This is a genomic window from Heyndrickxia sp. MSNUG (assembly GCF_049532715.1).
Classification (GTDB): Bacteria; Bacillota; Bacilli; order Bacillales; family Cytobacillaceae; genus Mesobacillus.
Genome location: NZ_CP150978.1, coordinates 2256370 through 2270208, shown reverse-complemented (window position 1 = coordinate 2270208; position 13839 = coordinate 2256370). Strand labels below are relative to the sequence as shown.

The 13839-nt window shown below is 36.4% G+C and carries 11 protein-coding genes; 2 read left to right on the top strand and 9 right to left on the bottom strand.

What is annotated here, in order from left to right; translation table 11 throughout:
• Positions 1-819 carry an SDR family NAD(P)-dependent oxidoreductase gene (locus AABM38_RS11305; RefSeq protein WP_423410470.1) on the bottom strand — a complete coding sequence of 273 codons (819 nt, stop codon included), beginning with the start codon at positions 817-819 and terminating at the stop codon, positions 1-3.
• A 714-nt stretch (positions 820-1533) separates the two neighbouring features.
• Positions 1534-4227, bottom strand: coding sequence for a S8 family peptidase (locus AABM38_RS11300; RefSeq protein WP_423410469.1), 2694 nt, complete (start codon positions 4225-4227; stop codon positions 1534-1536).
• Between the two features lie 532 nt (positions 4228-4759).
• Between AABM38_RS11300 and AABM38_RS11295 the strand changes: the two genes are divergently transcribed.
• On the top strand, positions 4760-4939 hold the full coding sequence (locus AABM38_RS11295; RefSeq protein WP_423410468.1) for a hypothetical protein: 180 nt from the start codon (positions 4760-4762) through the stop codon (positions 4937-4939).
• Positions 4940-5367: 428 nt separating this feature from the next.
• Here the strand turns inward: AABM38_RS11295 and AABM38_RS11290 are convergent, their stop codons facing one another.
• Entirely contained in the window at positions 5368-6075 is a 708-nt protein-coding gene (locus AABM38_RS11290; protein ID WP_423410467.1) for a Crp/Fnr family transcriptional regulator, read from the bottom strand.
• Between the two features lie 40 nt (positions 6076-6115).
• Between AABM38_RS11290 and AABM38_RS11285 the strand changes: the two genes are divergently transcribed.
• A complete protein-coding gene (locus AABM38_RS11285; protein ID WP_423410466.1) occupies positions 6116-7252 on the top strand; it encodes an aminotransferase class V-fold PLP-dependent enzyme in 1137 nt (378 codons plus the stop codon).
• A gap of 120 nt (positions 7253-7372) precedes the next feature.
• On the opposite strand, the gene AABM38_RS11280 is transcribed toward AABM38_RS11285, so the two are convergent.
• The 6 genes from AABM38_RS11280 to AABM38_RS11255 form a co-directional block, all read right to left on the bottom strand.
• Positions 7373-7846, bottom strand: coding sequence for a DUF3830 family protein (locus tag AABM38_RS11280; protein ID WP_423410465.1), 474 nt, complete (start codon positions 7844-7846; stop codon positions 7373-7375).
• A gap of 11 nt (positions 7847-7857) precedes the next feature.
• Complete coding sequence (locus AABM38_RS11275; RefSeq protein ID WP_423410464.1) at positions 7858-9000, bottom strand: NAD(P)/FAD-dependent oxidoreductase; 1143 nt, start codon at positions 8998-9000, stop codon at positions 7858-7860.
• Positions 9001-9015: 15 nt separating this feature from the next.
• Entirely contained in the window at positions 9016-9990 is a 975-nt protein-coding gene (locus AABM38_RS11270) for an ABC transporter ATP-binding protein (RefSeq protein ID WP_423410463.1), read from the bottom strand.
• Positions 9956-10987, bottom strand: coding sequence for an ABC transporter ATP-binding protein (locus AABM38_RS11265; protein ID WP_423410462.1), 1032 nt, complete (start codon positions 10985-10987; stop codon positions 9956-9958). The genes AABM38_RS11270 and AABM38_RS11265 overlap by 35 nt, the downstream gene beginning before the upstream one ends.
• Positions 10988-10998: 11 nt before the next feature.
• Positions 10999-12063, bottom strand: a complete 1065-nt coding sequence (locus AABM38_RS11260; RefSeq protein ID WP_423410461.1) for a M24 family metallopeptidase — start codon at positions 12061-12063, stop codon at positions 10999-11001.
• 83 nt (positions 12064-12146) lie between these two features.
• The gene (locus AABM38_RS11255; RefSeq protein ID WP_423410460.1) at positions 12147-13829 is read right to left on the bottom strand and encodes a peptide-binding protein; all 1683 of its coding nucleotides are present in this window, start codon (positions 13827-13829) and stop codon (positions 12147-12149) included.
• Positions 13830-13839: the final 10 nt, after the last annotated feature.

Here is a 13839-nt window from a genome sequence, read left to right as displayed (position 1 = left end):
CTAAAAAAGTTGTTGTCCACCATCTGCTGATATAGTTTGCCCGCTTACATAGCTTGCAAAGTCTGAGGCAAAGAACAGAACCGGATGAGCAATATCTTCAGGTTCCCCGAGACGTTTAACTGAAATCGATTCGACTAGATTTGCTTGTTTTTCCTTTGTCATTCTTTCCCACTGCTTCTTCGTTGAGGGATTGGAAATGACAAATCCAGGCGCTACGTTATTGACCGTTATTCCATATGGACCGAGTTCTTGAGCCATTTGTCTTGTAAAGCCAATCTGGCCAGCCTTGGCACTGGCGTATGCCTGTATTCCAGTCAGACTAGTGCTTCTCCCTGCTCCACTTGAGATATTAATAATCCGCCCATATTTCTGCTTTTTCATATATGGAGCAACTTCTTTTGTCGTATAGAACGCGGCATCCAGGTTAACCGCAAATATCTTTCTCCATTGCTCAGGCGTCACTTCTTCCACTGGTTGATGGATTTGCCCACATACACCTCCAGCATTATTGACCAGGATGTCAATCTTCTTAAATTTTTGAACCGTGAACTTCACCAGCTCTTTCACTCTTTTGTCTTCTGTAATGTCGCATGTATATGTATCAAAACGGTTGCTTTTTTTATTCAACTCAAGCAACTCATTGAGCTCCGTTTTCACTTCCGCAAGTTCCTGATCCAATATGTCCGTACCAACTACTGTTGCTCCGTGCCTAAGGAAAGCGTTGCAAATCCCTTTGCCGATCCCATGAGCTGCACCTGTAACTAAAACTACCTTTCCCGTAAAAAATGTCGATTGTAAACTGTTAACACTTTGAATCAAAATACCACCCCTTCACTATCCGCTAGATATTGGTAACACTATATAACAGGGCGAAAAGGTTGTAAAGTTTATTTTTAGAGTATTTTTAATATTATAAAAACAATATTATTTAGCTATATATAATCTATTACTCTCTAATAATCTTAGTGTTATTTTGAGATACCTTTGAATGATCAGAAGTATGATTAAACCCAAAGTCCACCTTCTGAAATTGATATACTGAATAAGTTTGTATGTTTGACTCCGAAAACTGTTTGAAAAACAAATAAATTAAATAAAATTTTAAACCCTTTTAACTTCACGGCCATAACCCTTAAGTTTTAGTAGAACTTTCGGTGTAAATGCTAATGCAAATTGAGTTATTTGAAGATTCAAGATATGATATTAAACGACATATTTTGCAATAGTTAAGATAGACTTAATAACTTAATAACTAAATTTGTACCAAAAAAAAGCACATGATAGACAAGCTACCATGTGCTTTCAAATGGTAATATTCATTTTTTTTATTTCTCTACAGCTTTCTGATTTTTTGCCGGGACATAATTATAAAATTAACCATGGAAGATTCTCTGTTTCAACATCGCTTTGCATTTGTGAAACATCGATTTCAGTTCCGATTTTAATAGTTCTTATTTTCTTTTTAGTATAGTAATACTTTATACACTCCATTATGATTCAATAGGGTCATCATCTCTTCGCTGCAAGTTAGTTCTATTCTAAAAGAGATGCTTTTACTTTTACTAAATAGAAATCATCATCATACTCATTGCCTGCACTGTATGATGAGCTATCTCCAAAAATGTAATATCCACCATTTGTGGACTTTGCAACCGACGTTGCACGATCGTACCCAATTCCGCCAAAGCTCACTTGCTTTAAGATCTCTCCATTTTCATCTACCTTTATTACATGGATATCATAGTTTTCTTCATTCTGGATAGATCCAACTACACTATAATGACCATCTGGAGTTTTAATGAATTCATGCAGAATATTGTTTCCGCCATTATCGATTGTTTTTTCCCAAACCAGCTGTCCATCATGAGTGAATTTGGCCAAATATCCACGATGGCTCTCTTCAATCTCCCAACCTTTCCATTCTAATGTATAGTGCTCCCCTGTTACTAAAATCTCGCCGCTCTCGTTTTCGATTAGATCATATAAATAATCTCTAGCCTCTGTTCCCATAAACTTTCTCCATACCTCGTTCCCTAGTGAATCAATTTTCATTAAGAAAAATTCCTCTTTCCTAGATGGATCATTTGACATGATGTCTCCCGCAATAATATAGCCTCCGTCTTTGGTTTGTATAATGCGGTCAGTGGTTATGGAGGTTTGGCTATCGAATGTTTTATCCCAGAGAACAAGCCCATTTGTGTCAACCTTGACTACATAGGCCATATTTTCTCCTTCAGATTCTCCCTCCTTGTTTCCAGCAAAAATCAAGTTGCCGTCCAGTGTAGCAATCAGGCTATTCGCCCCTTCATATTTCTCCTGCTCGCCAATCATTTTCTCCCATGCGATGGAGCCGTCTTTATTAATTTTGGCCAGGAAAATATCCGTTTTTGACTGTGTTTCACCTTCTGCAGGTGTCCCCTTATATCCTGTTACATAATACCCATTCTTTGTTTCAACAATATCATTACCCCAATCCAATAAATAATCTCCAAACACATGTCTCCATTCAACCCGTCCATCTGGTCCCGTCTTCACAACAAAGATATCATAGTCGGGAAAACCTCCTGTTGAATAAGACATAGAGGACCCTATCGCAAGGGTTCCACCATCCGTAGTAGCGATCATCTTCGTTCCTTTTTCCTGGTCGACTCCACCAAAATTCTTTTGCCACTCAACAAAATCCGGCATTTCAACACCTTGGTTTGGAGCTATAACCATTCCTGCACCAAAAAATCGATCTTCACTTACTTTCCCAATATCCTCTGAACGCTTCTTAAGCATCGTTGACAATTCACTTGGAGACATCTTTCCATTTTGAGCAATCAATAATCCAGCCACAGCAGACACTTTCGGAGTAGCCATTGAGGTGCCTGCCATAAATATATATCCACCTTGATTGTCTGAGCTTAGGTTCATATCCAAGTACCAGTCACCGTTAGGGTATCTCCCGTAATCACCACCCGGTGCCGTTACATCAATTGTTCCTTCACCATAATTTGAATATGAAGCAATCTGATCTTGTGGACCTGTTGCCGAAACGGTGATGACACCTGGAATTGTACCCGGCGTCTCTACTCCTGCACCGATAAAAACATATCCATCAGGTCCGTATTCTTGATTTAGAAACTCAGTAACTTCCTTCCGGTTTGTAATATCCAGGCCATCATTACCTGCAGCTGCAACGATTGTTACACCTTTGGAAACAGCATATTTAACAGCTCTTTTATACATTTGAAAATCAGCTACTTCATTACCTAAATTATAGATTTTACCGGATGAAGGGTCCTTCCATAATGTTTTACCTAGAACAGAGTAACCTCCAAGACTCATCGAGATCACGTCAACTTGATCGTCAGCAGCACCCACAATCGCTTCTGACACAGTAGCAGTGCTAGCACCGCCTTCTGCACCAAATACACGGTATGCTTTAAATCCAATCTCCGGGGCAACACCAAGAATGAGCCCTTTACCAGCAATACTCCCTGCTACATGACTCCCGTGTCCATTCCTGTCATTAATATCTAGTGGATCACCTGTCTCTGTTTGGTCAGATTGCAGAATCCCTCCATCATACGCAGGGACAAAATTCCGCCCCCCAAGCAAATTAGCTTTAAGATCAGGATGGTCTACATCCACACCAGTATCAATAATGCCTATAACAACATTATGATTTCCCTTTTCAGTCTCAAAGCTTTTCCCATTATTGGTGACACGCTTAATATCCCATTGAAGCGTTTCGTATAAGAAAGGTTCTGTCTCCTCAGGTTCTTCAGGATCAGGTTTAATAATTCCACTATCCTGTTTAGTACCGGAAAGTATGGAACTTCCTGATGAAGAAGATAGCTGCAGAAGTTTTTCTAACTGATCTGGATTCATTTTTTCCTGAACTCGCTTATCCAATATAGCTTGGTTTAGTGAAACTTTTTTCGTCACTGGATACTTAATCATAATCGCAGGACCAATAGATTGAACACCTTTAACTCTTTGAAGTTTTTCTAGCAAATCTGCGCTCCCTTTAACTTGAAGAACGCCAATTTCGTTCATTTGTTTCACTACCTTAGCGCCACTTTTTTCAATATCTGCTCTAACCTTATGTAGATCGTTATTGTTAGATAACACAACCGTCATCACCAATGAACTGGATTTACCACTTGCAAGGCTCAAAGATGCAGGCAACAATGATGAAAGTAATAGAATAACCAATAAAACGTATCTAAGCTTTTTCATATAACTCCTCCTTTTTTTATGCAAATAAAACTATAACATTGGGAAAATATTCGTTCTGTAAAACCTTGTATGAATATTTTGAAAGGTTTTGTTGAAAGGGGACTATCTAACACTTGGTGTAAACATTTTACGAAGGATTTTTAGGGAAAAGAGTCGATAAAACCGAGATTATCAAAAAAAATTTAACTACCGGCCAGTGTTCATCTAAAAAAATAGACGTTTCCCTTCAAAAAAGAGTAAATGATGGAGAGAAATTTCCCAATATGCTCCTTAGGAATAATACCAAATGATCAAAATAATTAGGATAGTTCAAAAAGTCCTTTAAGAACAACCACAATAATTCACTGGTAAACTATCTTTATATAAATTAATAAAATCTTCAGTGAAACGAATAGGTTGACAACTACACCAGCATTTTTACGAATTATATGATACTATTCTGCGCGTCCATAACAACATAGGTATAAACCTCCGCCCTATTCAAATACTAAAAGTATTGCTTATTTCTAGAAGTGGTTTCATGAGGAATATCTTGACTGAAATTAGTGACACGTTTACGAAAACGGTTGGAGAAGTGATTTTCTCCGTTTTTAACAAAGCGGGAATTGAGCTAGAGCAGGACTGGCCTTCGTTCCAAGAGAAAGGAAATAAAAATTCTCGAACTCGAGAAAGCTTTGCCACAGATAAAGAGAATGGGCAGCAAGACGATTAAATTAGAAGGGAAATAGGGATCGGACCGTATTATAAAATCATAAAATATAATCTCTAGCCGTTTCATTACCCCTACTACTTCTTATATATGACATTTCACTTTAAAAACTACAAAATTAATAACCCACTCCTTTATGCCCAGCGACAAAAAGTAGCCCAATTCATTTTATACAGGATTTTATTCGAAAAGTGTTACATATTTCCTTAGGACACAAAAAGCAAACATTGGAAAATTACAAATTTCACGTAAATTAATAATCTTTTCAGTAACGATAAAATCATTTTCGTTTATTAAAAACGTCCCATCATCTTAAATAATGGGACTTAAATCCTGACCAATTTTATTATAAAACTTTAGTAAGGTTAATGTTATTAGTAAATTTGTCAAATACTTTACATCTTTTTCTGAATTTTCAATCTATAATGAATTTAAGATTGAATCATTTGGTTATTTGCAAGTTTAGCAAGATCATCCAGATTATTAATGCAGTAATTTTTACCGACTTTCTTAATATAATTTCTTTCTTCAAGCCATCTAATGTTATTTGCTATAGTAACTCTCGTTGTACCGAGTAAATTGGCCATCTCTTGGTGGGTAAAGCTAAGAGTTAATTTTACTTTGTTTCCTTCCTGTACCTCTCCATATTGTACAGATAGCTGAATGAATGCTGCACATACTCTTGGTAGTGCTTTCATATAGCTAACTTGAAGAGATTGGGAACATAATAACCTATACTTTTTTGTTATTAAATCAATAGTCTGGAAGATATATTCAGGCTTTTGAGAGAGGAATTCTATGAATATTTGTTTTCTAACTTTCCTTAATAATACCTTTGAGGCAGTGATAGCATTTGTAGCATATCGTGAATCACTGTTAAGCGCACATTCTCCAATAATTCCGTTTTTACCAATAATAGATAGGGCTTTTTCTTCTCCATTTGGTGAAATAAGAAACTGTCTTATTCTTCCTGTTTCAATCAAAAATATGTAGTCCCCATATTCATTTTGGCGAAAGATCATTTCATGTTTTTTATAAGCTAATACTTCCGCTTTATCAAATAATTCTACCCAATTATACGGTAGGTTATCAAACCACGGATTTAGTAAATTAAACTCTTGGACGATGTCACTATTCATTTTAAAATCACCCCATTTTGAATTGAAAGGAAGTAAGCCTATGAATATCGATGTAACTAAATTACGATCGCAATTCCCAATTTTACAAAATAAGATTGTTTTATCTAGTTGCTCTCAAAGTGCTCTATCTTTGGATGTTTTAAATGCAATGGATGAGTATAAACAAAGCTTGTTGGATTATGGGATGGCATGGGATCTGTGGATGGAAAAAGTAGAAAATGCAAAAACACAATTTGCCAAACTGATAAACTGTGATGTAGATGAGGTTGCAATACTATCATCCGTTTCAGATAGTATTTCATCTATTTTACACTCGCTAGATTTAAAAAACAATGATGAAATATGTTTAACTGAACTAGATTTCCCATGTGTTGGCCATGCAGTATTAGCACAACAAAGGAAAAAGTCATTTGAAATTAAATTTGTTCCTCATGAACAGTATATAATCCCTCTGGATCATTATGATAACTTAATTAGTCATAAAACTAAATTAGTCTGTATTCCACATGTCGCCTACTATAATGGTTTCAAACAAGATATTAAAGCAATCTCTAATGTTGTACACCAAAACGATGCTCTTCTATTTGTTGATGCTTATCAATCTGCTGGAAGTTTGGATATCAATGTTGAAGAAATGGGCATTGATATATTAGTAACCGGAATGCAAAAATATTTATTAGGAGTACCTGGCATTTCTTTTTTATATATTAAGAGAGATATAGCTGAAAGATTAGAACCCTCTACCACAGGATGGTTCGGACAGGAAAAACCTTTTGATTTTAACTTATCAGAGTTACACTATGCTAAATCAGCACAAAGGTTCAACACTGGTACACCTCCTGTGATAAATGCTTACGTTGCTGAAGCAGCTTTAAAAATGATAAATACAGTGGGGATTAAAAATATCGAATCATACCTGGAGGATTTATCCTCATATGTATTACAACTGGCAGAAGAGCTAGGGTTACAATTAATGAGTCCATCTTCCATAACAGCAAAAGGACCAAATACCGCGTTTTTTGTTAAAGATGCTCATATAGTTGAATCTACTATGAAAGATGCTGGCTTTATTGTTTCTGCTAGGAAGGATGTCATCCGAATCGCTCCTCATATATACAACACTAGAGACGATCTTAAACTTGCCCTATTATCATTAAAAAATATTCTAACACCTTAATTTGGGTTCCCCCTATTTATATAATTTGACTGACTGTACTCATAGTCAGTCTTATTTTAGGTAATGAATAAAAAATAAGCACTTCTATCAGTCTAGGCGACCAATGGAAGTGCTTATTCATTACTTTTTGATTAAAATATTTTGTTGACCCTTTAAATGAATTATTCTGCCCATTTCCTCAAGTTCTTCTAAATCTTCATCCACAATTCTTGCAAATAAATTACCTGGTATCCATCCAGCCGGGAAAAACGTTCGACACTCTTTACCATAAAACAACCCAAAATCATAGATAGCTGACGGCAGACCGCCCCATGAATATGCAGGCATGAATGTAAAAAGTATGTCTCCTGGTTGTGGAAAGCAGGTCAAATTTTCTTTCACAGGATCATGTAAGGGGGTTTGTTCGCACTGATCAGTCGGTAACTGAATCGAAACTTCCTTCCCTGTATACATTGCATGTTTACCACTAGTTTCAATTACGCCATTTTTTATAATACTGTCAAAAGCAATACTTGTTGCAGGTGCCCGATCCGTTAATAGTTTGGCTCTTAAAGTAACATCAGAATCTACAAATGTAATAGAAAAAGTACTCAATTTTTCCCCTCCTAAACAACACTTGGTTCAAATATTAATTGGTTTTTTTGAAACCGTCCATAATTCAAACTTTCAATATTGTTTATTGGAGGATTTCCTAACACAATTGAAGATACGGCCTCACCAATTGCAGGCGACATCATAAATCCATGCCCACTCATTCCTACTGCTTGATAATATCCGACAAGTCCATCTACATCTCCAAGAATAGCTTGGTGATCTGGTGTACTATCATAAGTTCCGTCTACATGGGTTTTAAAAACTACATTTTCTAATGGAGGAAAAATTTCCATACCCACTTCAGCTGCTTTATATTGAAAATCAAACATATTATACGGCGGCTTCAAATCCTTACCTAAATAACTAAGGTAAAGGGTGCCATCTGTTAATTGTTTTGCTGCAAACCCTTTCTCAAAGGAAACAAGCAATGGTTCTAAAATTCTTTCTTCGACACGATTTGTATAAAGTATACGCCTAACCTCGAACTCTATCGGCAAATCAATTCCGGCAGTTTTTGCTATCCTTTTAGACCCTAAGCCTGCGGCATTAATGACTATATCACTGCTAATCTTGTTTCCGTTTATACAACTTACACCCTTAACTACATTTTGTTCTACTACAATCTCTTCAACTTCATCACTTATAAAAGTTACTCCTTTTCTTTTCGCAGCATCAGCAAAACTATTCGTTACATGGTATGCATCATCTACAAAACCATCAGTTGGACAAAAAGAGGCAGCAATAAAGCTATTTACATTGATCCCAGGGATAATTTGTTTTGCCTCATTTGGAGTAATAAGCTTTGTTGGAATATCATTTAAATTTTGTAGTACAATATTGCTCTTATAATTATCGATTGCATCCTCTGAATGAAATGTGTATAAATAGCCAACATTTCGATACATTATTTCATGAATCGGCTCTAAATTCTCGTTGATTTCCTGAAAAAAATCAGTAGAATATTTAGCCATCCTACAATTTATATCTGTCCCCCACTGTTGCCTGATACCACCTGGGCAAATTCCTGTAATGCCAGAAGCAATTCCTCCCTTATCAATTACTAATACATTAGAACAGCCTTTTCTAGATAAAAAATAGGCAATAGAACTTCCTATAATCCCAGCTCCTATAATTATCACATCATAATGTTTCACAAAATCCCTCCATTTCTAGCTTTCTAAAATATGGCACGATACGAAATGATTTGAACCTATATCAACTAGTTTGGGTTCTTCCAATCTGCATTGCTCCATCACAAATGGACACCGTGTATGGAACCGGCAACCTTTCGGCGGATCAATAGGACTAGGTATATCTCCTGTTAAGATGATTCTTTCTCTCTTTAGTTTAGGGTTTGGTTCTGGAATAGCAGAAATAAGTGCCTGTGAGTAAGGATGTCTGGGATTTCTAAAGAACTCTTCGCGATCAGCCACTTCAACAATTTTACCTAAATACATCACTGCAATTCGATTTGAAATATGCTTTACAACGCTAAGATTGTGAGTAATAAATAGATAAGTCAAACCATATTTCACTTGTAAATCTTGAATTAAGTTTAATACTTGCGCCTGTACTGAAACATCTAAAGCAGAAACTGGTTCATCCATAATGATTAATTTAGGGTTGACCGCTAGAGCTCTGGCAATTCCAATTCTTTGTCTTTGCCCGCCTGAAAATTCATGAGGATATCGGTCTAGATATGATTCATTTAAACCTACATCATGCATAATCTGCTTCACTTTTTCCATTCTTTCATTTTTTGAGATCTTTAAGTGAAGAGTCATTGGTTCTTCGATAATTTGTTTTACCTTTAGACGGGGATTTAATGAGGCATATGGATCTTGAAAAACGATTTGCATATCTTTTCTACGCTTTTTTAACTTTCTCGAAGACAGCATTCCTAGATCTTCGTTTTCAAAATAAATCTTTCCCTCTGTTGCTTCAATAAGTCTTAGAATTGCTCTGCCCGTTGTAGATTTCCCACAACCTGACTCACCTACTAACCCTAAAGTTTCACCTTTATTGATAAAAAAGCTCACATCATCTATGGCTTTGACATATTTTTTTTCTTTAGACAATAGGGATGAATCATTAGTTGGGAACCATTTCTTAAGATTCTCGACCTGCAGCAATCTCTCTTCCATTACTTTTCTCTCCCTTCTCCTCAATATCCCATTGTGCTGAATAAATCCAACAGCGCACCTTCTGATTTGAAATAGAGAGTAACGGAGGTTCTGAATTGTGACATAACTCTACAGCATGTTCACATCTACCTGCAAATCGGCAGCCACTCCTTACTGAAGAAGGATGAGGCACCTGTCCCTGAATGGGGGTCAATCGTTCAACCCTGTTTGTTAAACTAGGAATGGAATTTATTAACCCTTTCGAGTAAGGGTGCTTAGGGTTCTCAAAAAATGTTTCTACATCTGTATATTCAACGATTCTCCCTAAATACATGACTGCTACTTTTTCTGCAGAATCTGCAATAACCCCTAAGTCATGAGTGATTAATAGAATTGAAGTATTGGTTTGTTTCTTAAGATTGTTCATTAACTCCAAAATCTGAGCTTGTGTCGTAACATCCAAAGCAGTTGTAGGCTCATCTGCAATTAATAAATCCGGATTACAAGCTATTGCCATTGCAATCATTACTCTTTGTCTCATCCCACCAGAAAGTTGATGAGGATATTGATTGAATCTGTCTTCCGGATTTGGTATTCCAACTGTTTTTAAAAGTTTAATTACTATTTCCTTAGCCTGCTTGTGATTAAGGTGCTGGTGAAGAGTAATCACTTCTGAAATTTGGTTTCCCACTGTATATACTGGGTTTAAAGAAGTCATTGGTTCCTGAAAGATCATTGAGATTTCATTACCGCGAACCTTCCGAATTTCCTTATCATTCAATTCTCTCAAATTTCGTCCTTTAAATATTATTTCTCCCTCTACTATTTTCCCGTATGGTTTAGGTATAAGTTGTAAAAGGGATAATGAAGTAATGCTTTTACCACTACCAGACTCACCAACAATTCCTAAAGTTTCTCCTTTTTTCAGTTCAAAGGAAACACCATCTACAGCAGGGGTCTCGACACCATCATTATAAAAGTAAGTTTTAAGATTTCTAACTTCTAATAAGTTCTCCAAATATACCCCCCCTAGATTTGTATGTGTCTTTTAGTTTTTGTTAAAACCTCACAACCATTTTCATTAACTAAAACAATATCCTCTATTCTTACGCCTACTTTTCCTGGTAAATAGAGACCTGGCTCGATTGTAAACAACATGTCTTGCTCTATTACTTCATTACTATCCATTACAACTCTTGGTTTTTCATGTATTTGCAAGCCTACTCCATGCCCTAACCCTCTTAAACTAAATTCCTCCAATCCTTCTTCTATGAATACATCTCTCGCAACTTGGTCAATTTCTCCAGCAGTGACCCCTGGCCTAATAGCCGATATAGATTTTTCAAGTGCCAGAGATACTAAATTATAGTAATAAATCAAATCCGAAGGTGGCTCTCCTACCCATATTGTTCTGGTCATATCAGACATATAACCGTTTACTTTCATACCAAAATCGATTAACAAAAAATGGTTATTTTTAACCGTATTTTCTGTGGGTACTGCATGTGGAAACGCTGCGCGAATATCTGATGCAACGATCGTTCCAAAAGCTGGACCTTCATTCCCATACTTAGCCATGAGATAATCAAGTTCAATAAGTACTTCCTTTTCAGTCATGCCCGGTTTGATAAGCGGTAACAATGATTTAAATGCCTGGTCTGATAATGAAATTGATTCTCTAATAAAATCTATTTCTTTCTTCTCTTTGATCTTACGCATAGACAGAAACTCTTCTGTAAGAGGAATCCACACAGTGTCTGGGAACATGTTAACCAGGTTTTTAAAATGATTAACTGTCATTTCATTAGATTCAAAACCAATTGTCTTTATGGAGTGGTTATCTATTACTTTCTGGATTGTCTCAAATGGATTTAACCCATGGCATATTACTTCAAAATCCATGGACTGTTCCTTTGCTTGATGTTGGTAACGTTGATCGGTTATTATTTCTGCTGAATCACTGGTAATTAATAAGTATCCATTGCTTCCAGTAAATTGAGAGAAATAACGTCTGTTTTCATAGCTTTGGATAAAGAGGGACTCAATATTTTTATTTTCCATCCAATTTCTTAATTTTTTTAATCTGGTACTCAATTACATCACACTCCATCAATTTAAAGAGGTTTAGCTAAAGACCAAGGAATCACTAAGGATTCCTTGGTCATAGGCGACTACTATTACTTAACACTCCAGTCCTTTGCTTTAAAGGTAACTCCTCTAAAATCTGGTTTAAATCCTGATACGCGGTTATTAACAACATATGGAGTGTTTTGCTCATATAAAGGAATCCAAATCTCATCTTCAGCTAGTTTATTGCCAACTTCCCATATTAAATTTTGACGTTTTTGTAAATCAATCTCTCTTGCTTGATCTTCTAATAATTTATCGACCTTTGAATCTGAATAGCCTACAAAGTTATACCCATTTGGCGGCATATAACTAGATCCAAAATAGCTTCGATATTCGTCTGGATCAGCTTCAATTCCGAAACCAAGAATGTAAGCATCATAATCATCTTTAGTTACCTCGCGTTGCTTTCCATCGTCTGTTTTAGGGAGTAACTTTGTGACTAATGTTGGGAAATCTAATGAGCGTAGTTCAACTTTGACACCAACTTTTTCCCACATTTGTTTTAATAATACAGCAGACTTTTCTCTCTCTTTCGTTCCAGTTGGCACCTCCAACATAAAGCTAAGTTCCTTTCCATTCTTTTCATAAATCCCATTCTTATTTTTAGAGTATCCTTCTTCCTCTAGGAGTTTTTCTGTTTTTGAAGTATCGTAATCATAGATTGGAAGATTAGGATTATGGGACCAATGTGATGAAGGGAAGATGTCATCTGCTATCTGCCCGTATTCTCCCAAAATGGATTTCACAATAGATTCCTTATCAATGGCATGGGCTAGCGCTTGACGAACCTTAGTATCCTTGAAATGATCATTTCTTGCATTGAAACCAACATAATAGACACTTAATTGATTTTGTGTGACTAAACTTGCAAAATCTAGTGTTTTTACTGATGGTACTTCTGCGACAGGTACTGATGAGATATCTACATCTTTACTCAACACAGAAGCAATCATAGAGTTGGCATCACCAAAGCGTACAATAATTTTATCTAAATTTGGTTTCCCTCCGAAATACTCACCGTTTCTCTTAACTTCTATATATTGTCCTGTTTCCCATTTAACGAACTTAAAAGGTCCTGTTCCAATCGGAGCACGATTTGATTCATGTTTTTCCCACTCTCCAGGGTCTACATCTCCTAGAACATGTTTAGGCAAAACTCCAATAAATAACCCTGACAGGAATGGTGCGAATGGTTCCTTAGTTGTAAACTTAATGGTCGTTTCGTCTACAACTTCTATACCCGATACCTCTTCTGCTTTTCCAGATTTGTATTCCTCCGCTCCAACCACAGGCTCTACGCGCCAATAAGCTCCTGCATCATAATTTGGATGAGCTAAAGCTGTAAAAGTGAATTTAACATCCTCCGCAGTAAAAGGTTCTCCATCATGCCATTTGACACCCTCTTTAAGCTTGAATGTATAAGATTTCCCGTCCTCTGAAATCTCCCAGTCATCCGCTAAACTACCGACCATTTTAAGCTCTTCATCAGGAATTACCAATGAATCAAAAATCATATGTGTAACATTAGTATCAGAAGTAGTTGCCCAGATGACTGGATTTAAATTCCCTGGTTCACTTGTTGATGCGATCGTCAATGACCCTCCATCTTTTGCCGTTTCATTTCCATTATCCACTCCATTATCTTCTGGTTTTGCACTTTCCTTAGAACTACAACCGATTAATAGTGTGAAAATTAAGAAAATTATCGATGCTAATTTCCAAGTTTTCATCTAATTTCCC